The following is a 26181-nucleotide window of genomic DNA, read 5'->3' on the forward strand; positions in this document are numbered from 1 at the left end:
AGGAATGGTTTATTTATGGAGCTTGCGGCAATTAACCGCTAACGTCAAATCAGTGAGCTTCGCTGGTGCGCGGCTGCCGCAGCACTTCATCAATTTTCGGTTTATCTACCGGGCCGGTAATGCTGTAGCGCAGCACCGAGATTTTGCTCCACAGCGGGCCAAGCACTTTACTGGCGGCAAACACCGCGGCACCGACTATCGGGTTAACCGCGAAAGCTGTGGCCACGCCTACCGTCGCGGAGATTTCAGGTGCGACAACCGCTTCCATATTTAGCTCGCGACGGACTAAGTCCACCGAGCCTTTCATCGCGATATCCGCCTCCAGTCCATCAACCAAAGTATCGTCAGTATGCAATACGCCATCTTTTATCCAGGCGGTGCTGCGAATGGAGTCGTAGTAGAAGCCGCTGCCAAAGGTATCGCTAAAATCGAAACGGAGTTTGCGAAGCAGCGCGTCAAAGCTGACCAGGCGCAGAAGCTGGCCCGCATGGCCCGTGCTAACGTCGGTAATTTGCCCTTTCCCCAGTTTGGTGTGCAGAATGCCATTCAGCGAAGCTTCATCCGGCTTCCAGGGCACCGCCCGCCAGTGCAAATCATAGTCAACGTCGAAAGAGGAACCCTGCAGCGGCGTTTTCACGCCAAAGAAGTTCGCGGCCGCGTCGAGCTTCTCGCCCTTCAGCTTGCCTTTCAGGGAGGTACGTTCGCTGCCGGGCTTATTCACCCATTCGCCGTCAGCGGTCAGGCGCGCAAAGCCGGTGTCAATCAGCCCATTGGCCAGCTGCAGCGTGTCGCCATTAATGGTCACATCCCCATCGATGCGGCCATATTTCTGCCCCCACAGCCAGCACTCCGCGCAGCGTAACTGCACATTTGGCCAGCCACGGAAGCTAAGCGTATCGCTGTTTTCCGGTACCTGCTGCTTCTCCGTTTCGTTTGCATCTCTCGGCAGAACGCTCCAGTTCGGGTTGAAATAAAGATACTTAACGCTGGCCTGCCAGGGCGCGTTGTTCTTCATACTCAGGGAGGCATTAATTTCACGTCCCTGGGCCTCAACCTCTGTGCCGTTCAGCCCCGGGCGAGAAACCAGGCTCAGGTTATGCCATTGCTGACCCGCCAGCGTTAATACCGGTGTCCGCAACGTCACTGCTGACGGGAAGACGGCAGATCCCCCAACGCTGTCCGCTGCGCCTCCGCTAAACAGCGCCAGCCACTGGGCGCCGTCCATTGCAGGGAGATCGAGCTCCACGCCCGGTTGCTCTGGCAGAGGCGGCACGGTTTTACTGTCTGTCGCCCAAATAGCCCGGTCGAGGGTGAGTTTCTTATTCAGCAGCCAGCGGCTGGAGAAGTGATTGAGGGCGCCGGCATTCCCCGTGAGATCGAAGCTCTTTAAATCGCCCTTAACGGCGATATTCAGCGGCAGCGCTGCCCCGGATTTTTTGTCCACCGGCGCTGGTAAGTGACTACTCACATTCTTCAGGTCACCCGCCAGATTGACCTTGTAGCTGGCGCTGCCGTGATAAGGCAGCGTAATGCCCACGTCGCCTTTCCACACGATATTCCCGCCGATCGCATCGTTAACCTGCTTCGGCAACACACCGGTTTTATTAGGCTGCCAGTCGCCGCTCAGGTTGACGCCAATCTGGTAGTCCTTATCGCCGGTTTTGGTGTTGAAATTCAGGCTCACGGGCTGATTAAACCAGCTCGCGCTCATCGCTTCACTCTGCAGGTCACCGTTGGTAAAGCTGAATTTGCCGCTCAGATTATGCAGCGTACTGTTTAGCGGTTTTATTAGCAGCGTGTTGTTGTTCAGCCGCACATCGCCTTTGGCCGTCGTCATTTCGCCGGTCAGCGGAATATCCAGATGTAAGCGGGCATTCACATCGCCACCAATCTGGAGTTCATCCAGCGCGGCGGCCAGGGAATCGTCCAGCGGCGTATCTTTGAAATAAGGCCCTACCGCACTGCCCGGGCCATTGATGTCGGCGTCTATCAGCAGCTTTTCTTTGGCATAATCGGGGATATTCGCCGTCAGGTTGCTGGCCGTCACGCCGCCCAGCTTGACCGATTTACTGTTCATCCACAGCCCGTTATTGATGAAATCGAGCGTGATATCGAGGTTTTCCAGCGCAGGCCAGTCCGGCTGGAAAGCAAATTTCGCGTTACGAAGCGGGACGTAAACCTCAAACTGGCCTTCGTTGTGCTCGTAGGGGAAAAGATGCGGGTTGCCGCCGTACACCAGCGTGGCGTTATCGGCCTGGCCCCCCTGGATCGCCGAGCTGAGATAATCCGTCAGCTCTTTGCCCATCAGGTTTTCCGGGAAGTATCGCCAGGCGTCCGCACCGTTATCGGTGCTGATGCCCGCCAGAATGCCTAGCCACGGATCGCCGCTGGCAGGCTGGAAGTAGCGGAAATCGCCACGCGCCCAAACGGAGCGAGCCTTAACGTCGATGTTCTTGCCATCTAGCTGGAAGCCGTCTGCGTTTTTCTGCCAGGCAAGCGTCGCTACGCCTTTCTCAATCTCAAGCGGCGCGCGGAAGACGGTTTCATAAGGCATTTTTGCGTCGGTGATTTCGGCATTAAGCTGCCCGTTTGCGACGCTGCCGGTCACCGAGCCTGAGAAGTGCTCCGCGCCAGGCAACAGTTTCCACTGCTTCCAGCTCACATCTTTCCACCGGGCTTGCATACGAGTTAGCTCGGTTTGCTGGAGCGGTATGTCCAGCGCCAGCACGTCAATGTGGCCCTGAGGCTGCAGCGAAGTCCAGATATCCCCCAGCTGCGGCGAAATTTTGGCGGCAATCGGCAGCAGGCCATTAAACCTGTCCAGCTCCATATTGCTGGCGCGCACGCGAAGTTCATCACTGCGCTGGCTTTGTTTCCCGCCTACATCCTGCGGGGCTACCCAGGCCACGGAGAGCGAGCCTTTCGGCCAGGCCTGGTCATCCAGCGTAATATTGGTGGAAGGAATAGAGAGTTGCCAGCTGGATTTCTCCCGGCTGACCTGCGCCATCAGGTTATCGACCGAAAGCGAGTGCGTCACGCTGTCGGTACCCGGCCAGCTTGCCCCGCCTTTTTTCAGCCAGATACTGCCGCCGCTGATATCACCTTCTTTCACGTCCATCCAGGCTTCAAGGCTAAAACGCGCGCTTTTCAGGTCGACATTGTCTTCCATCCAGCGGCCCAGCCAGGGCTTAACGTCTACGTCATCCGCCTGCAGCCAGACCTTGCCGTTGTTCAGAATGCCGTTTTCATCCCGCAGATCCATACGAACGTTGGCCACGCCGTGCTGGCCGTTAAAGCTGGACAGGCTAACCTGGCCTTCCGCACGGTGGCGGTTTTTACCGTTAAGCCAGGTCAGCTGAGGAATAGAAAGTTCGGCCCGCTGGCCGGAGAGCGTCAGGAAACTGAGGGCGCTGTCGCGGAGATCGAAGTGATCGAACTGGCGCAGGAAAAGATCGCTGATTTTGTCCGCTTCCAGCGAGCCGTCGCCGCCGTTCTGGCTGAGCGGCGTATTGGTGCGCATTTGCAGCTGATAGAAGGTCAGGTCGCGGAACTGCCAGCGGGCGTGAAGCAGACTTTGCCAGACATCCAGCGCCAGCGTGACGCGTTTGATACTGAGCGTGCCGCCGTCTTTGAGGCCGGCCTTAACGTCGCGAACATCAAGCGTGGGGCCAAAATTCTCCCAGCTTGCCTGTAAATGACTGACTTCCACCGGCACGCCGGTGGCGGCTTCAATCTTATCCAGCAGCGCGGGCCGCCAGGCATCCAGGTGCGGCAAAACGAGCCGCAGGCCACTCACCAGCAGCGCGACGATAACAACCAACGTTACGCCTGTGAGCAGCAGAATGCCGGGCAGTCGCCTCACCTTTCTCTCCTTGTCAGCCTTACGGGCAAAATGCGCATCCGCGCATTTGAGGGTGCTGACAAAAAGGGAAAAAGCGTGATTTTTCCCTTTTTGTGGTTATCAGCTGAAAATCAATGAATTGATTTTCCTGTTTTTTTTGACTAATCGTCTGGTATTTCTTCTATCCTCAGAGGGTTATCTGCCGTCTGAAATGCGCATCCGCGCATTTACATCATCACGACGTCAAACTGCTCCTGATTGTAGAGCGGTTCAATCTGAACTTTGACCTGTTTACCCACAAAGATTTCTACTTCAGCCAGCGCGTGAGACTCTTCGCTTTTCAACGCTTCACCCACCGCAGGAGAAGCATAGACCAGGAAACGGTCGGAATCGTAGGCATGATGTACGCGAACGATTTCACGCATAATTTCGTAGCAGACCGTTTCCACCGTCTTTACGGTGCCGCGACCGTGGCAGGTCGGACATTCGTTGCACAGCACATGCTCTACGCTTTCCCGCGTACGCTTACGGGTCATCTCGACCAGACCGAGCTGGGAGAAGCCGTTAATACTGGTTTTAACGCGATCTTTGCTCAGCGCCTGCTCGAGAGAATGCAGCACGCGGCGGCGGTGATCTTCATTACTCATATCGATGAAGTCGATGATGATAATGCCGCCCAGATTGCGTAACCGAAGTTGTCGCGCGATGGCCTGAGTCGCTTCGATATTTGTATTAAAAATTGTGTCGTCGAGATTGCGGTGGCCCACGAACGCGCCGGTATTAATATCCACCGTGGTCATCGCTTCAGTCTGGTCAATCACCAGATAGCCGCCGGACTTCAGTTCCACTTTACGCTCCAGCGCACGCTGGATTTCATTCTCAACGTCATAGAGATCGAAAATCGGCTGTCGGCCGCTGTAATGCTCGATTTTGCTGGTCATCTCCGGCATGTACTCGGCGGTAAACTCCAGCAGCATTTCGTAAGTCAGGCGGGAATCAACGCGAATTCTGTCCAGCGCCGCGTCGGCAAAATCACGCAATACGCGCTGCGCCAGCGCCAGTTCACCGTACATCTGGTAGCGGGTTTGATTGCGTTTTTTACGCTCGCTGACCTTGGTCCATACGCGCTTCAGGTAAGCCGCATCTGAGGCTAAATCCTCTTCACAGACGCCTTCCGCGGCGGTACGAATAATGAAGCCACCATGCTCATCGCAATACTCATTCACAATACGCTTCAGGCGGTCGCGCTCGGCTTCGCTTTCGATACGTTGGGAAACACCCACGTGCGAAGCGCCAGGCATGAAAACGAGATAACGGGAAGGAAGCGTGATGTCGGTGGTCAGGCGAGCGCCTTTGGTGCCCAGCGGATCCTTTACCACCTGCACCATTAAATCTTGTCCCTGACGAACCAGTTCGGCGATGTCGCGCACGCTAAAGTTCTTTTGCTCCTCACCGGCAACGCACTCGGTGTGCGGCATAATGTCAGAAGCATGAAGGAACGCCGCCTTGTCCAGGCCAATATCTACAAACGCCGCCTGCATTCCAGGCAACACCCGGCTAACGCGACCTTTGTAGATATTTCCTACTATTCCGCGGCGCGCTTCGCGCTCAATATGAATCTCTTGCAGTATGCCACCGTCAATATAGGCCACCCGCGTTTCTGATGGGGTAACGTTGACTAATAATTCAGCCGTCATCTTTTCCTCGTCCGTCACGCAGCGCGTGAAAATTGCTCAGCAACTCACCAGTTTCCACCAGCGGTAATCCCACCACTGCATGATAACTGCCATTAATCCTTTTAACGAAACAGCCGCCAAGCCCCTGAATGCCGTAAGCACCCGCTTTGTCCATAGGTTCACCGCTGGCAATATAATCGGCAATATCCTGTTCTGATAAGCTACGGAACGTTACATCGGTCACCACCAACGCGTCGAGCACCTGATTGGCGTCGGCAATAGCAACTGCAGTCATCACCTGATGCTGATTGCCTGAGAGTAAACGCAGCATCTGTGCGGCATGTTCAGTATCCCGCGGTTTTTCCAGCACTTCGCCGTTAAAGATAACGATTGTATCCGCACCCAGTACAGGCAAATCTTCGGCGGCCATCACCACCCCGGCCTGCGCTTTTTCGCGCGCCAGACGACGAACATACTGCTCCGCACTTTCATGCGGCTGCCGCTGTTCTTCAATGCCAGGGACCAGGCGTTCGAAAGAAACGCCCAGCAGGGTTAGAAGCTCCTGACGGCGAGGCGAACCGGATGCCAGATACAACGTAGTCATGTTTACCTTTTATTGCACAGCAAATTGCTGGCGAACTTTGCGCATTAACAGGAAAATCCAGGGCCAGAGGATACCGTTAACTACACTACTCCAGAACACTTCCGGTCTGAAAGAGACGTTGATCACTAAAAATTCTGACCAGAAAACAATGATGTCTGTGACCAGCGAGAGCAGCATGACAACCAGCGCCTGCTGCCAAAGGGCGAGGTTACGGAAAAGCTGGTATTTCAGCGCCACCAGGTAAGCCACAATACATAATGATAGAGCGCGTACGCCAAGCGTGGAGCCGCTAATCAAATCAAGTATGGCGCCCACAATAAAACCCGTCCCGACGTTCACCCGGTGCGGCAAGGCTAAAATCCAGTAAAGCAGAATCAACAATACCCAATCCGGCCGGTAAAACTTGAGATCATCCGGCCAGGGCATGACCTGCAATAGCAGGGCAATCAAAAATGAAAGCCAGATAACCCAACGGCCCTGGCTGCGATAACTTCCCACTACTGTGCTCCCGTAGCAGGCTGTGTGATACCGGTTGCTGGCGCAGGGACCGGCGCAGGAGGGCCCATTGAACCCGGCGGCGGCAGAACCTGAGGCATCATCTGCATCAGACGCTCATTGGCCACGCGATGGACTTCCTCAGGCGGCATTGGCGACGAACCGTTTTTATCTGCGCCCCAAAGCAGCAACAGATAGCGCAGACGCTGTAGACCGGCGGTAGGACGAGCCTGAATCACGGTATAGGCGCGCTGGGTATCCAGCTTAACGGATGACACAACGCCAACCGGGTAGCCTTCAGGGAAGCGGCCGCCAAGACCAGAAGTCACCAGCACATCGCCGACACGAATATCGGTATTGGCCGGCAGATGCTCCAGCTGCAAATCGTCCGTGCAGCCGTTACCGGCGGCAATCACGCGGATATCGTTACGCAATACCTGAATAGGCAGCGCGTGGGTGGCATCGCAAATCAGCAGCACCCGACTGGTCAGCTTCGCGACCGCGACAACCTGCCCAACAACGCCTTTATCGCTGATGACCGGCTGGCCTTCGTACACGCCGTTTACGCTGCCCTTGTCGATCACCACCTGATCGCTATACGGATCGTTCACCGTGGAGATGACCTGGGTCACCATTTTTTGCTCATCCTGGCGCAGCGGGGAACCGAGCAGCTCGCGCAGGCGCGCGTTCTCCTGCCGGTATTGACCCAGCATCAGCAATTCACTGTTTTTCAGGATTAACTCCTGACGCAGAACCCGATTTTCAAGTTCAAGCTGGTCGCGCGAGGCCAGCGTTTGAGACACGCTGTCGAGTAATTCACGGGGACCATTAGAGACAAAATAGAAAGGACTGACGGCTGTATCCATGTATGTTCGAATCTGGCTGAACATACCGAGGCGGCTGTCGGCGATAATGACACCAAGCGCCACCAGCACCGCCAGAATAAGGCGAATCTGTAGCGACGGGCCACGGCTAAAAATTGGCTTCATAGGCTATGCGTATTCCCAAACCAGCAAGCAGGGGCAGCGAAAAGCTCCCCCTGGCCTGTGGCTGTTACTCTTCGCTAAACAAGTCGCCGCCGTGCATGTCGATCATTTCCAGTGCCTTGCCGCCGCCGCGGGCAACACAGGTCAGTGGATCTTCTGCAACTACTACCGGGATACCGGTCTCTTCCATCAGCAGGCGATCGAGGTTACGCAGCAATGCGCCACCGCCGGTCAGAACCATACCGCGCTCGGAGATATCGGATGCCAGCTCTGGCGGGCACTGTTCCAGCGCAACCATCACCGCGCTAACAATACCGGTCAGCGGCTCCTGCAGTGCTTCGAGGATTTCGTTAGAGTTCAGGGTGAAGCCGCGCGGCACACCTTCAGCCAGGTTACGGCCACGAACTTCAATCTCGCGCACTTCATCGCCAGGATAGGCAGAACCGATCTCGTGCTTGATACGCTCAGCGGTGGCTTCACCAATCAGTGAACCGTAGTTACGGCGCACATAGTTAATGATAGCCTCATCAAAGCGGTCACCGCCGATACGTACGGAAGAGGAATAAACCACGCCGTTCAGGGAGATAACGGCCACTTCGGTGGTACCGCCGCCGATATCCACAACCATGGAACCGGTAGCTTCAGATACCGGCAGACCTGCACCAATTGCCGCAGCCATAGGTTCTTCAATCAGGAACACTTCACGTGCGCCGGCACCCTGTGCGGACTCACGAATAGCACGACGTTCAACCTGGGTAGCACCTACCGGCACACAAACCAGCACGCGCGGGCTTGGGCGCATAAAGCTGTTGCTGTGAACCTGTTTGATAAAGTGCTGCAGCATTTTTTCGGTCACGAAGAAGTCAGCGATAACGCCGTCTTTCATCGGACGAATAGCCGCGATGTTGCCCGGGGTACGGCCCAGCATCTGTTTAGCATCATGGCCTACGGCCGCAACGCTTTTTGGCGAGCCGGCGCGGTCCTGGCGAATGGCCACAACGGAGGGCTCATTCAGTACGATGCCTTGTCCTTTCACATAAATCAGGGTATTCGCAGTACCCAGGTCAATGGACAGGTCATTGGAAAACATGCCACGAAATTTTTTCAACATACTAAGGGATAATCCTGAAAGCTGGGGCGGATACAAAATCCGCTTACTTTACCAACCACACGTTACAGCGACAAGGCGCAAAAATGTTCTGCAACGGTGAAAAATAGTGCAGTTCACTACGGCTGTAACACTTTTGAAACGTCTTCCTACATGGCGTTCAGAAATGCGGCAAACGCGGTAGAATAAACGAACAGCTAACAGCAGCAAACCGGTTCATAACGGCTGCGACAATCTGGCCGGCAGGCTGACTAGCCCCCTTGAGATGCAGCGCGCGTTATTCTACGTGAAATAATGGCAAACGGCAGGTTAAACCGAGTATCTTTGTGAATATTTTTTCACATTACTGTCAAGCGGCTGAGATGCGGCGATAAAATCGCCCTGCGCCCCCGCAACCCCGTTATCAATCAGCGTCTGCCACTCGCCGCGGGTCCTCACTCCTGTAGCAAAAACACGGATTCGCGTACCGTTACAGGCTTCAACCAGGCTTTTCACAAAAAGCTGGTTTTCGGTACGCTTGCCGATGTTTCTGACCAGACCCGGATGCAGCTTAATTAACTCCACATCCAGCTCTTTTATATAAGTTGTGCTGACGACCGTTAATCCCGCCTGGATAATCACAACCCTTGCCCCTAATGCAGTGATTAACCTTACAACATGTTGCAATCGGCTGATGTGTTGACAGACATCTGCCTCAGCAAGTTCAAAAATAATCCGCGCGCGCTTCGATTTTTCGCACTGCATCAGCGAATCACGCAGCCAACGCTGGAAAGGTGTTCGTATCAGCGAGTCGACGGTGATTTGAATAGCAAGCGTTTCTTCCGGCCAGAAGTTTAGCAGCGGCAGTAGCCGTGACACGATCTGCCGATCATATTGTTCAGATAAACCAAATTGCCTGACCATCGGCATGTATTCAGCCGACAACACCTCTTGCTCACCGTCGAAGATACGGCACATGATTTCACGGTGGTGAACTACCCCATGCTTATCAACCGCGGGTTTCTGGTAAAAGCGCGGACCGCCCTGCTTGAGTACCTGCTCAAGCAGGGTGCGCCATTTCACGTTGCCCCGGCCCTGTTCAGGAAGCTTATCATCGTAGACGGACCAGCTGTTGGCCCCCTGGAAAGCGGCGTTGCGGGTCGCGATTTCCGCATGCTCCATAACCTGCTCTTTTGTTTGCCCGCTGCGCCATCCGCAAATGCCAATGTGCAGCATATCGCTACGATCAACCATACGGGTTGACGGCAGTGCATCCACGGAATTCAGCAGTTGGCTGGCAATACCATCCGCTTCTTTCAGCGTTCGGTGCGGCAGCAATACGGCAAAATCACTGCGGAAATAACGCGCTAATAACGCGCCAGGATAGCGCATCACGAAGGTCGAGAGCAGGTTAACCAAAGTGAATAAGTATTCTTCAACCGGGCCGTTGCCCCAGGTCTCTTTTAATAGCTCGAAATCAGGCAGGCGAATCATCATCACCACGCCGTGAGCACCGACCTGCTCCTGTCCTTCCAATAGCGTGGCAAGTTGGTTATCAAAGAACAAACGGTTATTGAGGCCAGTTTTAATGTCCTGGGCGGCAAATGCCCGGATCAAGGTATCCACGCGGCTTCGCTGCTCGCTGGCGCTTTGCAGGTCGGAAAGCAGGGTATCCATTGCGCTGCTCACCAGCGGCGGCCATTCATGCACCGAACCACGCACTTCCGCCCCTCGTTCCCCGCTGATGATTTTTCCGGCTCTGATTTCCAGCAGTTCTTGCCCGGAAAGCTGGCGTTTCAGCCAGCGCCCGGCCAGGAAGAGCACCACCAGCATAAAAGCGACCGCCGCAGTCAATGGCGTCGTGGTAAACATGGCGTGGTAGTAGACAGCAATCGGGTCGAGGTAAGTTAGCCGTAGCGTCATTCCCGGGTGCTTCATCAAGGCGACGCTGATGGTGCGGTAGGTATATTGCGTCCCTACCGGGCGGTAGCCTTCGGGCAAAGTATGCTGAAAGAGGTAAGTTTTATCCGCCATCAGGCGAATTTCGGTGATATCCACCGGTATCATCAGCTCGCTAAAGTGATCCACCAGATCCTGGGGCGAGCGTGAGACCAGTTGGTTATCAACGATCGTGGCAACCGCCATAATGCGCTGCTGAGTTTTGTCGTGAACAGAGTTATAGAAACTTAGCAGGCACCCAAAGAGCGTAACGAAAATCGCAAGCCCGGTTAAAAGGGTAATAAAGGCTGAAAGTTTCGTCGTTAATCGCATCCCTGTGTTAACTCCGGTTAGTGAAAATTAACCACACTCATCATGGGCCCCAAACGAGGAAGCATTAAATAGCAAAGGTCGACCCCAGGCAAACGAAACCCCTCGGGAATTTCTGAGCATTTATTGCTTCAGGTCGGCTCTTCGCATCAGTATCGGAGTATAGTCTGCTAAGATTTTTTTCCCATTGCTACCGACCGAGGAACGCCCATGCAGGCATTAATCCTGGAACAGTCCGAAGGCCAAACCGTGGCCGCGGTAAAAACGCTTAACCACGACGCGCTGCCCGAAGGCAACGTCACCGTGGAGATTGATTACTCCAGTCTGAATTACAAAGACGCGCTGGCCATCACCGGCAAAGGCAAAATCATCCGTAATTTCCCGATGGTGCCGGGTATCGACTTTGCAGGCAAAGTGCTCAGCAGCGAAGACGAACGCTTTCAGCCAGGGCAGGCGGTGCTACTCACCGGCTGGGGCGTTGGAGAAAACCATTGGGGTGGTCTGGCCGAAGCCGCTCGGGTGAAAGGTGACTGGCTGGTTGCAATGCCCGAAGGTTTAGACGCACGCAAGGCGATGATTATCGGCACGGCCGGCTTTACCGCGATGCTCTGCGTGATGGCGCTTGAAGAAGCCGGTGTTAAGCCGGAAAGCGGCGAAATCGTCGTCACCGGCGCAAGCGGCGGTGTGGGCAGCACGGCCATCGCGCTGCTGCACAAACTGGGCTATAAAGTCGCCGCCGTATCCGGCCGCGAAAGTACACATGATTACCTCCGCGGCCTCGGGGCCGACCGTATTCTTAGCCGCGATGAGTTCGCCGAAACTCGTCCGCTGGAAAAACAGGTCTGGGCCGGCGCCATTGATACCGTCGGCGATAAAGTGCTGGCGAAGGTTCTGGCGCAAATGAACTACGGCGGCTGCGTGGCGGCCTGTGGTTTAGCCGGTGGCTTCGCACTGCCAACCACCGTGATGCCGTTTATTCTGCGTAATGTTCGCCTGCAGGGTGTGGATTCCGTCATGACGCCGCCGGATCGTCGTGCGGCTGCCTGGGCACGCCTGGTACAAGACTTGCCGGCGGCGTTTTACCAGCAAGCGACTACCGAAATCGGCCTGGCAGAAGCGCCAAAGTACGCCAGCGACATCATTAATAATGCCGCGCAGGGGAGAACCCTGGTAAAAGTGCGTTAAACCTTGCCCGTGGAGCGACGCCCTGTCGCTCCTCAAATTTCAATTTTTCGTGACATATTCGCCGGAATGCTTTCTCTCGGTCATGCTTAGGCTATCGCTACGAGGAGAACGTCATGAAAAAGGTCACCCGGCTTACCGAAGCCGACGTTACGCCAGAATCCGTGTTTATGATGAAGCGTCGCCAGGTGCTGAAGGCTCTGGGCATCAGCGCGGCCGCCCTGTCGCTCCCCCAGACAGCCAACGCCGATATTCTTTCCTGGTTCAAAGGTAACGATCGCCCACCGGCACCTGCCGGCAAGCCACTGACGTTCACTAAGCCAGAAGAGTACCAGGCCAAACTGGCCCTGACCCCGGAAGACAAAGTCACGGGCTACAACAACTTCTATGAATTTGGTCTGGATAAAGCCGATCCTGCGGCTAATGCCGGCGGGCTAAAAACCGATCCCTGGCAGATTAAAATCAGCGGCGAAGTGGCTAAACCCATGACGCTCGACCACGATGACCTTTATAAGCGCTTCCCGCTTGAAGAGCGTATTTATCGCATGCGCTGCGTCGAGGCATGGTCTATGGCCGTACCGTGGATTGGCTTTCCGCTTCACAAGCTACTCGCGATGGTTGAGCCCACCAGCAACGCAAAATACGTTGCCTTTGAAACGCTTTATGACCCGGAGCAAATGCCGGGCCAAAAGGACCGGTTTATCGGTGGTGGCCTGCAATACCCTTATGTAGAAGGATTGCGACTGGATGAAGCGATGCATCCGCTCACGCTATTAACCGTGGGCGTTTATGGTAAAGCTTTACCCCCGCAAAACGGTGCCCCGATTCGCCTTACTGTACCGTGGAAATACGGTTTTAAAGGCATTAAATCGATCGTCAGCATAAAACTGGTACGCGAACTGCCGCCTACGACATGGAACCTTGCCGCACCTAATGAATATGGTTTCTACGCCAACGTAAACCCGCACGTTGATCACCCTCGCTGGTCGCAGGCTTCAGAGCGCTTTATTGGCTCGGGCGGCGTGCTGGACGTTAAGCGCCAGCCCACTTTGCTGTTTAATGGCTACGCAGACCAGGTTGCCTCGCTGTATCGCGGCCTGAATCTGAAGGAGAACTTCTGAGTGCGCCTGACGGTAAAACAGATTACCTGGCTGAAAGTGGCGCTTCATCTGGCCGCTTTTCTGCCCTTCGTCTGGCTGTTTTACGCAGCAAGCCAGGGACTTTTCAGCGCCGATCCGGCAAAAGACATTCAGCATTTTACCGGCAGAATGGCGCTCAAGCTGCTGCTGGCGACGTTACTTGTCACGCCACTCGCGCGTTACGCAAAACAGCCGCTCTTGATTCGCACCCGACGCCTGTTGGGCGTGTGGTGCTTCGTTTGGGCGACGCTGCACCTCACCAGCTATTCCCTGCTGGAGCTGGGGATCAGCAATCTTGGCCTGCTTGGCCAGGAGTTAGTGAGCCGCCCTTATCTGACGCTGGGCATCATTTGCTGGATTATCCTGCTGGCCCTGGCCGTGACGTCGACCCAGCGAGCACAGCGTTTTTTGGGTGCCCGCTGGCAGAAACTGCATAACTTCGTCTATCTGGTCGCGATCCTCGCGCCGATTCATTTCCTTTGGTCGGTAAAGATTTTATCCCCTCAACCCTTGCTTTATGCGCTGGGCGCGATCATTCTTCTTGCACTTCGCTACAAGAAGTTTCGCCAGTGGTGGCGCTAGCCACAAAGCGTGTGCTTCTCCGCAGAATAAACATCAATCGGTATCCTTAACTGGATATCGGTTGATCATCTTCCCTGATAAGACCAGTATTTAGCTGCCAAATGCTACGAAATCGTTATAATGTGCGACTTCGGTTTTTTCTGACGGCCATTTTCGGTTCGAAAAGGTGACAACCGGAAAACTTAGGTATATTTTGTAAATTGCCTACTAATCGCAGGAGATGGCAGCACGATGTCGGGTGAATTTCACATTTTGCTTTTGAATGGCCCTAATCTGAACATGCTGGGCACCCGGGAGCCGGAGAAGTACGGCCACCAGACGTTAGCAGAAATTGTTAACACGCTTGAGGCGGAGGCAACCCGTCTTGGCGTGACGCTTAGTCACCTGCAATCTAACGCCGAACATGCGTTGATTGACCGAATTCATCAGGCCAAAGACACTGTGGACTTTATCCTGATTAATCCGGCCGCGTTCACGCATACCAGCGTCGCGCTGCGCGATGCGTTACTGGCGGTGGATATCCCGTTTATCGAGATTCACCTCAGCAATGTGCACGCGCGTGAACCGTTCCGCCATCATTCCTATCTATCAGATAAGGCCATCGGCGTGATCTGCGGATTAGGCGCTGACGGCTATTCATATGCTTTACAGACGGCGGTAAAACGCCTGTCAAAATCCATCTAAACAAAGAGTACGGAACCCACTCATGGATATTCGTAAGATTAAAAAACTGATCGAGCTGGTTGAAGAATCAGGCATCGCTGAACTGGAAATTTCTGAAGGCGAAGAGTCTGTACGCATCAGCCGCTCCCCGGCAAACGCTGGTTTCCCAATGATGCAACAGGCTTACGCTGCGCCAATGTACCAGCCGCAGCCGCAACCGGGTCTGGCTCAGGCCGTTGCACCAGCCGCAACCCCAGCAATGGAAGCCCCTGCAGCTGCTGAAGTCAGTGGTCACATCGTACGTTCCCCAATGGTCGGTACCTTCTACCGTACCCCTAGCCCGGATGCAAAAGCGTTTGTGGAAGTGGGCCAGAAAGTTAACGTCGGCGACACCCTGTGCATCGTTGAAGCAATGAAAATGATGAACCAGATCGAGTCAGATAAAGCCGGTGTAGTGAAAGCAATTCTGATTGAGAATGGTCAGCCGGTAGAATTTGACGAGCCGCTGGTCGTCATCGAGTAACGAGGCGAACATGCTGGATAAAATTGTCATCGCCAACCGCGGCGAGATTGCACTGCGTATTCTTCGTGCCTGTAAAGAGCTGGGCATCAAGACCGTCGCCGTGCACTCAAGCGCGGACCGCGATCTGAAACACGTATTACTGGCGGATGAGACGGTCTGTATCGGCCCGGCTCCGTCCGTAAAAAGCTACCTGAACATCCCGGCAATCATCTCTGCGGCGGAAATTACCGGCGCGGTAGCGATTCACCCGGGTTACGGCTTCCTGTCTGAAAACGCCAACTTTGCCGAGCAGGTTGAGCGTTCCGGCTTTATCTTCATCGGCCCGAAAGCTGAAACTATCCGCCTGATGGGCGACAAAGTTTCCGCGATCACCGCGATGAAAAAAGCGGGCGTACCGACGGTACCAGGTTCTGACGGCCCACTGGACGGCGACATGGATAAAAACCGTGCCCATGCAAAACGCATCGGCTACCCGGTGATTATCAAAGCCTCCGGCGGCGGCGGCGGTCGTGGTATGCGCGTAGTGCGCAGCGACGCGGAGCTCGAGCAATCCATCAACATGACCCGTGCGGAAGCCAAAGCGGCTTTCAACAACGACATGGTTTACATGGAGAAATACCTCGAGAACCCACGCCATATCGAGATTCAGGTTCTGGCCGACGGCCAGGGGCACGCCATCTATCTGGCTGAACGTGACTGCTCCATGCAGCGCCGCCACCAGAAAGTCGTTGAAGAAGCACCAGCCCCAGGCATCACGCCTGAGCTGCGTAAATTCATCGGCGACCGCTGCGCCAAAGCCTGTATCGACATTAACTATCGCGGCGCAGGTACCTTTGAGTTCCTGTTCGAAAACGGCGAGTTCTATTTCATCGAAATGAACACCCGTATTCAGGTAGAACACCCGGTTACCGAAATGATCACCGGCGTTGACCTGATCAAAGAGCAGCTGCGTATCGCAGCCGGTCAGCCGCTGTCCATCAAACAGGAAGACGTTCACGTTACCGGCCACGCGGTGGAATGCCGTATCAACGCCGAAGACCCGAACACCTTCCTGCCAAGCCCGGGCAAAATCACGCGCTTCCACGCGCCTGGTGGTTTTGGCGTGCGTTGGGAATCGCATATCTACGCCGGTTACACAGTACCGCCGTACTACGATTCAATGATTGGGAAGCTCATCTGCTACGGCGAAACGCGTGAAGTGGCTATTGCCCGCATGAAAAACGCCCTGGCAGAACTGATTATCGATGGCATCAAAACCAACATCGAGCTGCAGACCAAAATCATGAACGACGAAAACTTCCAGCACGGTGGAACCAACATCCACTATCTGGAGAAGAAACTCGGTCTTCAGCACTAAGTTTCCGTTGAACATGTCGACAAAAGGCCGGATTTCCGGCCTTTTTCTTTTTTTATCCTCCGACAGGATGGATGCGTTACAATCCCCGCTTTCTGCGAACTCAAGGGACAAAAATGGACAACCGTTTTGTTCAGGCCCATAAAGAAGCGCGCTGGGCGCTCTGGCTGACCTTGCTCTATCTGGCGGCGTGGTTAGTGGCTGCTTACTTACCTGACAATACACAGGGGATCACCGGTTTGCCGCACTGGTTCGAGATGGCCTGCCTGCTGGTGCCGCTGCTGTTTATCCTGCTTTGCTGGCTGATGGTGAAATACTTATTCCGCGACATTCCTCTGGGGGATGACCATGCAAAATGAAGTGATTGCCGTGCTGGTTATCTACCTGATCGCGGTCTTTGCTCTTTCCGTTTATGCCATGCGCCAGCGCACATCCGGCACCTTTCTGAGTGAATATTTCCTCGGTAGCCGTTCGATGGGCGGCTTCGTGCTGGCCATGACGCTCACCACCACCTACATTAGCGCCAGTTCGTTTATCGGCGGCCCGGGTGCAGCCTATAAGTTCGGCCTGGGCTGGGTGCTGCTGGCCATGATTCAGATCCCGACGATCTGGCTTTCTCTGGGGATCCTCGGGAAGAAATTCGCTATCCTGGCACGCCGCTATAACGCCATCACGCTGAATGACATGCTTCAGGCGCGCTACCAGAATCGGGCCGTCGTCTGGATTGCCAGCATTAGCCTGTTGGTCGCGTTTGTCGGCGCGATAGCCGTCCAGTTCATCGGCGGTGCGCGGCTGCTTGAAACCGCCGCCGGGATAAAGTACGAAACTGGCCTGCTGATTTTCGGGATTACCATCGCGCTCTATACTTCTTTTGGCGGTTTCCGCGCCAGCGTGCTCAATGACACCATGCAGGGCATGGTGATGCTGATAGGCACCATCGTGCTGCTGGTCGGCGTGGTTCATGCCGCTGGCGGGCTGGGCAACGCGGTACAAACGTTAGAGCATATCGATCCGAAACTCGTCAGCCCTCAGGGCGCGGGCGACATTCTGACGCCAACCTTTATGGCTTCCTTCTGGGTACTGGTCTGTTTTGGCGTGATTGGCCTGCCCCACACGGCGGTACGCTGCATCTCTTATAAAGACAGCAAAGCCGTCCACCGTGGCATCATCATCGGCACCATTGTGGTTGCAATCCTGATGCTGGGTATGCACCTTGCTGGCGCGCTGGGCAGAGCGGTTCTCCCGGGCCTGACGGTGCCGGACCTGGTGATCCCGACGTTAATGATGAAGGTTCTGCCGCCCTGGGCTGCTGGGTTATTTCTGGCCGCGCCAATGGCCGCCATTATGTCCAACGTTAACGCCCACTTACTGCAGGCATCCGCGACGATCGTGAAAGACCTGTGGCTTAGCGCAAGTCCGGCTAAAATTCGTCAAGAGCGTCGCCTGAAGCGCATTTCTACCACCACGACGCTGGTGCTGGGTATTCTGATGATGCTGGCCGCCTGGCGACCGCCAGAGATGATTATCTGGCTTAATCTGCTGGCCTTCGGAGGCCTGGAGGCCGTTTTCCTGTGGCCTCTGGTGCTGGGCCTCTATTGGGAGAAAGCTAACGCGGCAGGTGCACTGAGCGGCATGATTGTCGGCGGCGTGCTGTACGCGGTGCTCGCCAGTTTCGGTCTGCAGCTCCTGGGCTTCCACCCGATTGTGCCTTCGCTACTATTCAGCTTGCTGGCGTTCCTGATCGGTAACCGTTTTGGTCGCCCCGTTCCGGAACCCCTTCTTGTTTCACCTACTGATAAATAAAGAGTTTCGCCATGCCATGGATCCAACTGAAAATTAATACCACCGGCGGCAACGCTGAAAGCTTAGGCGATGCGCTGATTGAAAGCGGAGCGGTTTCCGTCACCTTCCAGGACACCCACGACACGCCGGTCTTTGAACCGCTGCCGGGTGAAACTCGTCTTTGGGGTGATACCGACGTCATCGGCCTCTATGACGCCGAAACCGACATGGAAGACGTTGTCGCTATCCTTGAACACTGCCCATTGTTAGGCCAGGGTTTCCATCACAAGGTGGAACAGCTGGAAGACAAAGACTGGGAGCGCGAGTGGATGGACAACTTCCACCCAATGCGCTTCGGCAATCGCCTGTGGATCTGCCCAAGCTGGCGAGATGTGCCGGATGAAAACGCCGTGAACGTCATGCTCGATCCGGGCCTGGCGTTTGGCACCGGCACCCACCCAACCACCTCGATGTGCCTCGAATGGCTCGACGGCCTGGATCTGGCGGGCAAAACCGTGATCGACTTCGGCTGTGGTTCTGGGATCCTGGCGATCGCCGCCCTCAAACTGGGAGCCACAAAAGCGATCGGCATTGATATCGATCCACAGGCGATTCAGGCGAGCCGCGATAACGCCGAGCGTAACGGTGTTTCAGAACGACTTGAGCTTTACCTGCCGAAAGACCAGCCGGAAGCCATGAGCGCTGACGTAGTGGTCGCTAACATCCTGGCAGGCCCTTTGCGTGAGCTGGCGCCGTTAATCAGCGTGCTGCCGGTTGAGGGCGGTTTCCTTGGCCTCTCAGGCGTGCTGGCAAGCCAGGCCGAAGGGGTTTGTGAAGCTTATGCCGATAAGTTCACGCTTGACCCGGTTGCGGAAAAAGAAGAGTGGTGCCGCATTACAGGCCGCAAGCACGGCTGATGAAAATAACAGCACACGGCCGTCGAGCCGTGTGCTATTTTTAGCCAGTTTTAGTGAGCAAGCCGAGCGTAAAAATGAGAACCTGTTCGCATAAAAACCCCAAAACTGGCCACAAAAACAGCGATTTATCTGGTAAAAATAGCCTGTTCGGCAGCATATTTCTGCTAACTTTCAGGAAAATTTAAAACAGCATGAAATAAACGAAAAATCCTAACTGCATGATTAATTGAATGAATTACGTATTTTGGCCACGCTTGTTGCCGCTTCATTGATCTGTGACAGAGGATTGTTCAAAGTTTGGCCTTTCATCTCGTGCGAAAAATGCGTAATATACGCCGCCTTGCAGGCACAGTATGGTCATTTCTTAACTCATGCGCATCGGACACCACCAGCTCAGAAATCGCCTGATCGCAGCACCTATGGCTGGCATCACTGACAGACCATTCAGGACGCTGTGCTACGAGATGGGAGCCGGGTTAACCGTTTCCGAGATGATGTCCTCTAACCCGGAAGTTTGGGCGAGTGACAAGTCCCGTTTACGCATGGTTCATGTGGATGAGCCGGGTATTCGCACCGTGCAAATTGCCGGCAGCGTACCGGAAGAGATGGCAGAAGCCGCGCGAATTAACGTGGCTAATGGCGCCCAGATTATTGATATCAATATGGGTTGTCCGGCAAAAAAGGTGAATCGTAAGCTGGCAGGTTCAGCGCTTCTACAGTACCCGAGTCTGGTAAAGGACATCGTGACGACGGTAGTGAAGGCAGTGGATGTTCCTGTGACGTTGAAAATTCGTACCGGCTGGGAGCCCGCGCACCGTAACTGTGTAGAGATTGCCCAACTGGCTGAAGACTGTGGGATTCAGGCTCTGACAATTCATGGACGCACACGCGCCTGTTTATTCCAGGGCGATGCTGAATACGACAGCATTCGGGCAGTTAAGCAGAAAGTTTCCATTCCGATTATCGCGAATGGTGACATTACTGACCCGCTTAAAGCCAGAGCTGTACTTGACTATACGGGGGCTGATGCCCTGATGATAGGCCGTGCGGCTCAGGGAAGACCCTGGATCTTTCGGGAAATCCAGCATTATCTGGACACTGGAGAGCTGCTGCCCCCCTTGCCTCTGGCAGAGGTGAAGCGCTTACTTTGCTCGCACGTTCGGGAACTGCATAGCTTTTATGGCGATGTAAAAGGTTACCGAATTGCTCGTAAACACGTCTCCTGGTATCTCCAGGAGCACGCTCCAAATGACCAGTTTCGGCGCACATTCAACGCCATTGAGGATACCAGCGAACAGCTGGAGGCGTTGGAGGCATACTTCGAAAATCTTGCGTAATGAAATAAAGAGCTGACAGAACTATGTTCGAACAACGCGTAAATTCTGACGTACTGACCGTTTCCACCGTTAACTCTCAGGATCAGGTAACTCAAAAGCCCCTGCGTGACTCGGTTAAACAGGCACTGAAGAACTATTTTGCTCAACTGAATGGTCAGGATGTGAATGACCTGTATGAGCTGGTACTGGCTGAAGTTGAACAGCCACTGTTGGACATGGTGATGCAATACACCCGCGGCAACCAGACCCGCGCTGCCCTGATGATGGGTATCAACCGCGGTACGCTGCGTAAGAAACTGAAAAAATACGGCATGAACTGATACTAATCAGTTAGTGTTGTGAAAAGGCGCGACTCGGCATGGGAAAGCGCCTTTTCTCTTTTCTACATCCCGAATCTGACGTTTTTCCTCATCATTCATCTCTGTACCGCCTTTTCCTTCACTTTGTTTACACTTCACACGCTTTGCAATTATTCCCCGATCCTGTGGTCTGAGTCGCAGTGGTAAAATAGCCACATTCACACCGGGGCAGCATCCGTGAAAGCTTCGTACCTTTATGGGCACCTACGAGAGCAATCCCTGCTCCGGCGTTTGGTTAAACCGAGGTTCAAAATGACTAAATTCATCGCCGTCGCATTGCTCACTACTTTCCTGGCCGGCTGTGCGACCGATTCCCCTTGCGTACCGGTCTATGACGACCAGGGGCGCCTGGTGCACACCAATACCTGTATGAAAGGCACAACCCAGGACAACTGGGAAACCGCTGGCGCTATTGCCGCCGGTACAGCCGCAGTGGCAGGTGTTGCCCTGGGTATCGTGGCGCTCACCAAATAAGTCCTCCCTTCTGGCAAAGCGCGAGGCTCTCGCGCTTTTTTGTTTCTTCTTCCTGCAACACCTGAATCATTTTGCTCTGAAATGCGCCGTTAGTTGCAGGCCTGCACTATTTCGGCGCATTTTTTTGCCCCTGCCTTCATTGCTGCCTGTCTTCTTCTGCATAAGACGCCGCCGTTAAAACCTGGCATTCCCTTTGCTTTACAGCCTATGACTCGGGCATTTGCCATGAATACGGATCTGGTGCCTCCCGGATGCCAGTTCGCCAATAACGATAATTTCGCTACTCAGGATGCATTTATGAAGAAGATGATGATCGCCACTCTGGTCGCTACCGGCACGCTGTTTGCGATGGCTAATCAGGCTCATGCAGGCACCACGCTGGATGCCGTCAAAAAGAAAGGCTTCGTGCAATGTGGGATCAGTGACGGCCTGCCAGGATTTTCTTACGCTGACGGCAGCGGCAAGTTCACCGGTATCGACGTAGATGTTTGCCGTGGCGTAGCGGCAGCCGTCTTCGGCGATGCCTCTAAAATCAAATACACCCCGCTGACCGCAAAAGAGCGCTTTACGGCGCTGCAGTCCGGCGAGGTGGATATTCTTTCCCGCAACACCACCTGGACTTCATCGCGCGATGCAGGAATGGGGATGGTGTTCACCGGCGTCACTTACTACGACGGTATCGGCTTCCTGACCCACAATAAAGCCGGCCTCAAAAGCGCGAAAGAGCTCGACGGCGCCACGGTTTGTATTCAGGCCGGGACCGACACCGAGCTGAACGTCGCCGACTACTTCAAAGCCAATAAGATGAAGTACACGCCGGTCACCTTTGACCGTTCAGACGAGTCAGCCAAAGCGCTGGAGTCCGGGCGCTGCGATACTCTCGCCTCAGATCAGTCTCAGCTGTACGCCCTGCGCATCAAGCTCAGCAATCCGGCAGAATGGCTTGTGCTGCCAGAAGTCATCTCTAAAGAACCCCTGGGACCCGTTGTACGCCGCGGGGACGATGACTGGTTCTCCATCGTGCGCTGGACGCTGTTCGCCATGCTGAATGCCGAAGAGATGGGCATTAGTTCTAAAAACGTCGACCAGATGGCCGCCAACCCGACCACGCCGGATATGGCGCACCTGTTAGGGAAAGAAGGTGATTTCGGCAAAGACCTGAAGCTGGACAACAAGTGGGCCTACAACATCGTGAAGCAGGTCGGTAACTACGCTGAGATTTTCGAGAGTAACGTCGGTGCCCAAAGCCCGCTGAAAATCAAACGCGGCCAGAACAACCTGTGGAACAACGGCGGGATTCAGTACGCTCCACCGGTTCGCTAAGCGAAATACCTGAACAGGGCGCTGCCGGTGCAGCGCCCGGATCTATGTTCCTGTTACTGAGGTTTGCTTATGCGTCATCACCGTCCAGCCGTGAAGGCCGACTTATCCTTTTCTAACCCCTCGGTTCGCGCCTGGCTGTATCAGATCGTCGCCATCGCCTTAGTGATTGGCGTGGCGGTTTATCTGATTCATAACACGATTACTAACCTGGACAGCCGCGGTATTACCTCCGGCTTTGCCTTTCTCGATCGCGCAGCCGGGTTCGGTATTGTCCAACATCTGATCGATTACGATCAGGGCGATACCTACGGCAAAGTCTTTGTCGTTGGACTGCTGAATACCCTGCTGGTGTCTGTCCTGTGCATCATGTTCGCCACATTTATCGGCTTTTTTGTCGGCCTGGCCCGGCTCTCTGATAACTGGCTGGTGCGTAAGCTCTCAACCTTCTATATAGAGACGTTTCGCAATATCCCTCCGCTGCTGCAAATTTTCTTCTGGTATTTTGCCGTTCTGCGTAATCTGCCGGGCCCACGTCAGGCTCTGGATGCCTTTGCCCTGATGTACTTGAGCAACCGCGGGCTGTCTCTTCCGGCCCCGATTATGGGGGAAGGCCTGCTGGCATTTGTGGCTGCCATTCTGTGCGCGCTGCTCGTCTCCGCGGGCCTGTATCGCTATAACAAAATGCATCAAACGAGAACCGGGCAGATTCGTCGTACCTGGCCCGTGACGATCGCCTTGATCGTTGCTCTACCGCTGCTGGCGCATTTGATCTTCGGGGCAGCCCTTCATTGGGATATCCCAGCTCTGCACGGCTTCAACTTCAGCGGCGGGATTGTATTGATCCCTGAACTGGCGGCTTTAACGTTGGCACTGTCGGTTTACACCTCGGTGTTTATCGCGGAAATCATTCGGTCAGGCATTCAGTCCGTCCCCTTTGGCCAGCATGAAGCGGCTCTGTCCCTCGGCCTGCCTAAGCAGGTCACGCTTCGCCAGGTGATTGTGCCCCAGGCGCTGAGAGTCATTATTCCGCCATTGACCAGCCAGTACCTGAACATCGTCAAAAACTCTTCGCTGGCAGCGGCCATAGGTTATCCGGATATGGTGTCTTTGTTTGCCGGCAGCGTGCTGAACCAGACGGGCCAGGCGATAGAGACCATTGCTATCACGATGTCCGTTTATTTGCTTATCAGCCTGGTTATTTCGCTGCTGATGAACGTCTATAACCGCCGTATCGCCCTCGTCGAGCGTTAAGGAATGTCGATGACTAAAGTTTTAACGGCGCACGACGCCCGCCTGGCAGGTAACCCTCCGGAACGAGTCTGGCGCTGGATGCGTAAAAATCTCTTCTCCAGCTGGCTGAATACTCTGCTCACGCTGCTTTGCCTCGCGCTGATGTGGACGCTTATCCCTCCGCTTCTGGACTGGGCGATTTTTAAGGCTAACTGGGTAGGTGAGACAAGAGCCGACTGTACCAGGGGAGGGGCATGTTGGGTCTTTATTCACGAGCGCTTCGGGCAGTTTATGTATGGTCTTTATCCTCACGAATTGCGCTGGCGCATCAATGCTGCCCTCATCATTGGGCTGCTTTCCGTAACCGCAATGTTCTGGAGGTCTCTGCCTCACCGTGGTCGCTATATCGCTGGCTGGGCCGTGGCCTATCCGATCCTCGTTTGGGTATTAATGTACGGCGGATTCCTTGGGCTGGATCGCGTGGAGACTCGTCTCTGGGGCGGATTAACGCTTACGCTGATCATTGCTTCCGTCGGCATCGCTGGCGCCCTACCGCTGGGTATTTCTCTGGCACTGGGCAGACGCTCACGCATGCCGGCGGTGAGAATCCTCTCGATAATGTTCATCGAATTTTGGCGGGGCGTACCGCTGATCACGGTGCTGTTTATGTCTTCCGTGATGCTGCCGCTGTTTCTGCCGGAAGGCACCACCATCGATAAACTCATTCGGGCATTAGTCGGGGTGATTTTGTTCCAGTCAGCCTATGTCGCTGAGGTGGTTCGCGGCGGGCTGCAAGCGTTACCGAAAGGGCAATATGAAGCCGCAGAATCATTGGCGCTTGGTTACTGGAAAACGCAAGGGCTGGTGATTTTACCTCAGGCTCTGAAGCTGGTGATTCCGGGCCTGGTAAACACGATTATTGCGCTGTTTAAAGACACCAGTCTGGTGATCATTATCGGTCTGTTCGATCTGTTCAGTAGCGTTCAGCAAGCCACTGTCGATCCGGCCTGGCTGGGGATGTCGACAGAAGGTTATGTCTTTGCCGCTATCGTCTATTGGATTTTCTGTTTCAGTATGTCGCGCTACAGCCAACATCTGGAGAAGCGCTTCCACACCGGCCGCACGCCGCACTAAGGATTATGATGAGTAAAATGACACTGCAGGCTGCCGACACGATGATCACGTTGGAAAATGTGAACAAATGGTACGGGCAGTTCCATGTTTTAAAAGATATTAATCTCAATGTGAAGCAGGGGGAGCGTATCGTGCTGTGTGGGCCATCAGGCTCCGGGAAATCAACGACTATTCGCTGTATTAACCATCTTGAAGAGCATCAGCAGGGGCGTATTGTCGTCGACGGCACAGAGCTGAATGACGATCTCCGTAATATAGAAAAAGTCCGTACCGAAGTCGGTATGGTCTTCCAGCACTTTAACCTGTTCCCACATTTAACTGTGCTGCAGAACTGCACCCTGGCCCCGATCTGGGTGCGTAAGATGCCTAAGAAAGAAGCCGAGGCGCTGGCGATGCATTATCTCGAGCGAGTACGAATCGCGGAACATGCGCATAAATTTCCGGGACAGATATCCGGTGGCCAGCAGCAGCGTGTGGCCATTGCTCGTTCACTATGCATGAAGCCAAAAATCATGCTCTTCGACGAACCTACGTCTGCGCTGGACCCGGAAATGGTAAAGGAAGTGCTGGATACCATGATTGGCCTGGCCGAATCCGGGATGACAATGCTGTGCGTTACTCATGAAATGGGGTTTGCGCGTACAGTTGCCGACAGGGTTATCTTTATGGATCGTGGAGAGATTGTAGAACAGGCGCCTCCTAAGGAGTTTTTTGCTCATCCCAAATCAGAGCGCACTCGTGCTTTTCTTTCTCAGGTGATCCACTGACACAATAAAGGCTGCATCAGCGGCCTTTTCTATCTAATTTTTCATACCCGGAAAGCAAAAAACCCCGGCCTTTCGGTCGGGGTTAGTGCTTAATTTGATGCCTGACAGTTCCCTACTCTCGCATGGGGAGACCCCACACTACCATCGGCGCTACGGCGTTTCACTTCTGAGTTCGGCATGGGGTCAGGTGGGACCACCGCGCTACGGCCGTCAGGCAAATTCTTTTCTACGTGCCGAACTTTAACCTAAAAAGTGGTGCTGATACCCAGAGTCGAACTGGGGACCTCACCCTTACCAAGGGTGCGCTCTACCAACTGAGCCATATCAGCACGCTTAATTTGATGCCTGGCAGTTCCCTACTCTCGCATGGGGAGACCCCACACTACCATCGGCGCTACGGCGTTTCACTTCTGAGTTCGGCATGGGGTCAGGTGGGACCACCGCGCTACGGCCGCCAG

The 26181-nt window shown here is 54.6% G+C and carries 23 protein-coding genes, 1 tRNA gene and 2 rRNA genes; 16 read left to right on the plus strand and 10 right to left on the minus strand.

What is annotated here, in order from left to right; all coding sequences use genetic code 11:
- Window positions 1–49: 49 nt before the first annotated feature.
- The 7 genes from yhdP to csrD all read right to left on the minus strand — a co-directional run bounded on the left by yhdP (window position 50) and on the right by csrD (window position 10960).
- Window positions 50–3862, minus strand: coding sequence for an AsmA2 domain-containing protein YhdP (gene yhdP, locus F3J29_RS20350; RefSeq protein WP_166868834.1), 3813 nt, complete (start codon window positions 3860–3862; stop codon window positions 50–52).
- A gap of 206 nt (window positions 3863–4068) precedes the next feature.
- Complete coding sequence (gene rng / locus F3J29_RS20355) at window positions 4069–5538, minus strand: ribonuclease G (protein WP_039288211.1); 1470 nt, start codon at window positions 5536–5538, stop codon at window positions 4069–4071.
- A complete protein-coding gene (locus F3J29_RS20360; protein ID WP_166868836.1) occupies window positions 5528–6121 on the minus strand; it encodes a Maf family protein in 594 nt (197 codons plus the stop codon). Before F3J29_RS20360 ends, rng begins: the two co-directional genes overlap by 11 nt.
- A gap of 9 nt (window positions 6122–6130) precedes the next feature.
- Entirely contained in the window at window positions 6131–6619 is a 489-nt protein-coding gene (gene mreD, locus F3J29_RS20365; protein ID WP_166868837.1) for a rod shape-determining protein MreD, read from the minus strand.
- Window positions 6619–7605 (minus strand): rod shape-determining protein MreC, encoded by a 987-nt coding sequence (gene mreC / locus F3J29_RS20370; RefSeq protein ID WP_008454901.1) that lies wholly within the window; start codon window positions 7603–7605, stop codon window positions 6619–6621. Before mreC ends, mreD begins: the two co-directional genes overlap by 1 nt.
- A 64-nt stretch (window positions 7606–7669) precedes the next feature.
- Window positions 7670–8713: a rod shape-determining protein MreB gene (gene mreB, locus F3J29_RS20375; RefSeq protein WP_000913396.1), complete on the minus strand. Its 1044-nt coding sequence runs from the start codon at window positions 8711–8713 to the stop codon at window positions 7670–7672.
- Window positions 8714–9019: 306 nt separating this feature from the next.
- Complete coding sequence (gene csrD / locus F3J29_RS20380; protein WP_166868839.1) at window positions 9020–10960, minus strand: RNase E specificity factor CsrD; 1941 nt, start codon at window positions 10958–10960, stop codon at window positions 9020–9022.
- A 207-nt stretch (window positions 10961–11167) separates the two neighbouring features.
- Between csrD and acuI the strand changes: the two genes are divergently transcribed.
- The 16 genes from acuI (at window position 11168) to F3J29_RS20460 (ending at window position 25723) form a co-directional block, all read left to right on the plus strand.
- Window positions 11168–12142: an acrylyl-CoA reductase (NADPH) gene (gene acuI / locus F3J29_RS20385; protein ID WP_166868841.1), complete on the plus strand. Its 975-nt coding sequence runs from the start codon at window positions 11168–11170 to the stop codon at window positions 12140–12142.
- A gap of 113 nt (window positions 12143–12255) precedes the next feature.
- Window positions 12256–13260, plus strand: a complete 1005-nt coding sequence (gene msrP, locus F3J29_RS20390) for a protein-methionine-sulfoxide reductase catalytic subunit MsrP (RefSeq protein ID WP_061276105.1) — start codon at window positions 12256–12258, stop codon at window positions 13258–13260.
- Window positions 13261–13860 (plus strand): protein-methionine-sulfoxide reductase heme-binding subunit MsrQ, encoded by a 600-nt coding sequence (msrQ, locus tag F3J29_RS20395; RefSeq protein WP_166868843.1) that lies wholly within the window; start codon window positions 13261–13263, stop codon window positions 13858–13860.
- A 231-nt stretch (window positions 13861–14091) separates the two neighbouring features.
- Window positions 14092–14544 carry a type II 3-dehydroquinate dehydratase gene (gene aroQ, locus F3J29_RS20400; RefSeq protein WP_166868844.1) on the plus strand — a complete coding sequence of 151 codons (453 nt, stop codon included), beginning with the start codon at window positions 14092–14094 and terminating at the stop codon, window positions 14542–14544.
- A 22-nt stretch (window positions 14545–14566) separates the two neighbouring features.
- The gene (gene accB / locus F3J29_RS20405; RefSeq protein WP_008454913.1) at window positions 14567–15046 is read left to right on the plus strand and encodes an acetyl-CoA carboxylase biotin carboxyl carrier protein; all 480 of its coding nucleotides are present in this window, start codon (window positions 14567–14569) and stop codon (window positions 15044–15046) included.
- Window positions 15047–15056: 10 nt separating this feature from the next.
- The gene (accC, locus tag F3J29_RS20410) at window positions 15057–16403 is read left to right on the plus strand and encodes an acetyl-CoA carboxylase biotin carboxylase subunit (RefSeq protein WP_045784153.1); all 1347 of its coding nucleotides are present in this window, start codon (window positions 15057–15059) and stop codon (window positions 16401–16403) included.
- A gap of 113 nt (window positions 16404–16516) precedes the next feature.
- Window positions 16517–16759, plus strand: coding sequence for a YhdT family protein (locus F3J29_RS20415; RefSeq protein ID WP_008454917.1), 243 nt, complete (start codon window positions 16517–16519; stop codon window positions 16757–16759).
- On the plus strand, window positions 16749–18203 hold the full coding sequence (gene panF / locus F3J29_RS20420; RefSeq protein ID WP_166868846.1) for a sodium/pantothenate symporter: 1455 nt from the start codon (window positions 16749–16751) through the stop codon (window positions 18201–18203). The genes F3J29_RS20415 and panF overlap by 11 nt, the downstream gene beginning before the upstream one ends.
- Before the next feature lie 11 nt (window positions 18204–18214).
- Window positions 18215–19099, plus strand: coding sequence for a 50S ribosomal protein L11 methyltransferase (prmA, locus tag F3J29_RS20425; RefSeq protein ID WP_166868848.1), 885 nt, complete (start codon window positions 18215–18217; stop codon window positions 19097–19099).
- Between the two features lie 371 nt (window positions 19100–19470).
- Window positions 19471–20436: a tRNA dihydrouridine synthase DusB gene (gene dusB / locus F3J29_RS20430; RefSeq protein ID WP_166868850.1), complete on the plus strand. Its 966-nt coding sequence runs from the start codon at window positions 19471–19473 to the stop codon at window positions 20434–20436.
- 23 nt (window positions 20437–20459) lie between these two features.
- Window positions 20460–20756, plus strand: coding sequence for a DNA-binding transcriptional regulator Fis (fis, locus tag F3J29_RS20435; protein ID WP_000462905.1), 297 nt, complete (start codon window positions 20460–20462; stop codon window positions 20754–20756).
- A gap of 291 nt (window positions 20757–21047) precedes the next feature.
- A complete protein-coding gene (locus F3J29_RS20440) occupies window positions 21048–21269 on the plus strand; it encodes a putative periplasmic lipoprotein (protein ID WP_039288243.1) in 222 nt (73 codons plus the stop codon).
- A 297-nt stretch (window positions 21270–21566) separates the two neighbouring features.
- Complete coding sequence (locus tag F3J29_RS20445; RefSeq protein WP_166868858.1) at window positions 21567–22592, plus strand: amino acid ABC transporter substrate-binding protein; 1026 nt, start codon at window positions 21567–21569, stop codon at window positions 22590–22592.
- Window positions 22593–22661: 69 nt separating this feature from the next.
- Complete coding sequence (locus F3J29_RS20450) at window positions 22662–23843, plus strand: amino acid ABC transporter permease (RefSeq protein WP_166868852.1); 1182 nt, start codon at window positions 22662–22664, stop codon at window positions 23841–23843.
- A 9-nt stretch (window positions 23844–23852) separates the two neighbouring features.
- Window positions 23853–24956, plus strand: coding sequence for an amino acid ABC transporter permease (locus F3J29_RS20455; RefSeq protein WP_166868854.1), 1104 nt, complete (start codon window positions 23853–23855; stop codon window positions 24954–24956).
- Between the two features lie 8 nt (window positions 24957–24964).
- Window positions 24965–25723 (plus strand): amino acid ABC transporter ATP-binding protein, encoded by a 759-nt coding sequence (locus F3J29_RS20460; protein WP_166868856.1) that lies wholly within the window; start codon window positions 24965–24967, stop codon window positions 25721–25723.
- Window positions 25724–25822: 99 nt separating this feature from the next.
- Here F3J29_RS20460 and rrf (F3J29_RS20465) read toward each other — a convergent pair.
- The 3 genes from rrf (F3J29_RS20465) to rrf (F3J29_RS20475) all read right to left on the minus strand — a co-directional run bounded on the left by rrf (F3J29_RS20465) (window position 25823) and on the right by rrf (F3J29_RS20475) (window position 26181).
- A 5S ribosomal RNA gene (gene rrf / locus F3J29_RS20465) occupies window positions 25823–25938 on the minus strand.
- Window positions 25939–25976: 38 nt separating this feature from the next.
- A tRNA-Thr gene (locus F3J29_RS20470) sits at window positions 25977–26052 on the minus strand.
- 14 nt (window positions 26053–26066) lie between these two features.
- Window positions 26067–26181: ribosomal RNA gene (gene rrf / locus F3J29_RS20475) — 5S ribosomal RNA — on the minus strand.

This window comes from Enterobacter sp. Cy-643 (genome assembly GCF_011752815.1).
Taxonomy (GTDB): Bacteria; Pseudomonadota; Gammaproteobacteria; order Enterobacterales; family Enterobacteriaceae; genus Cedecea.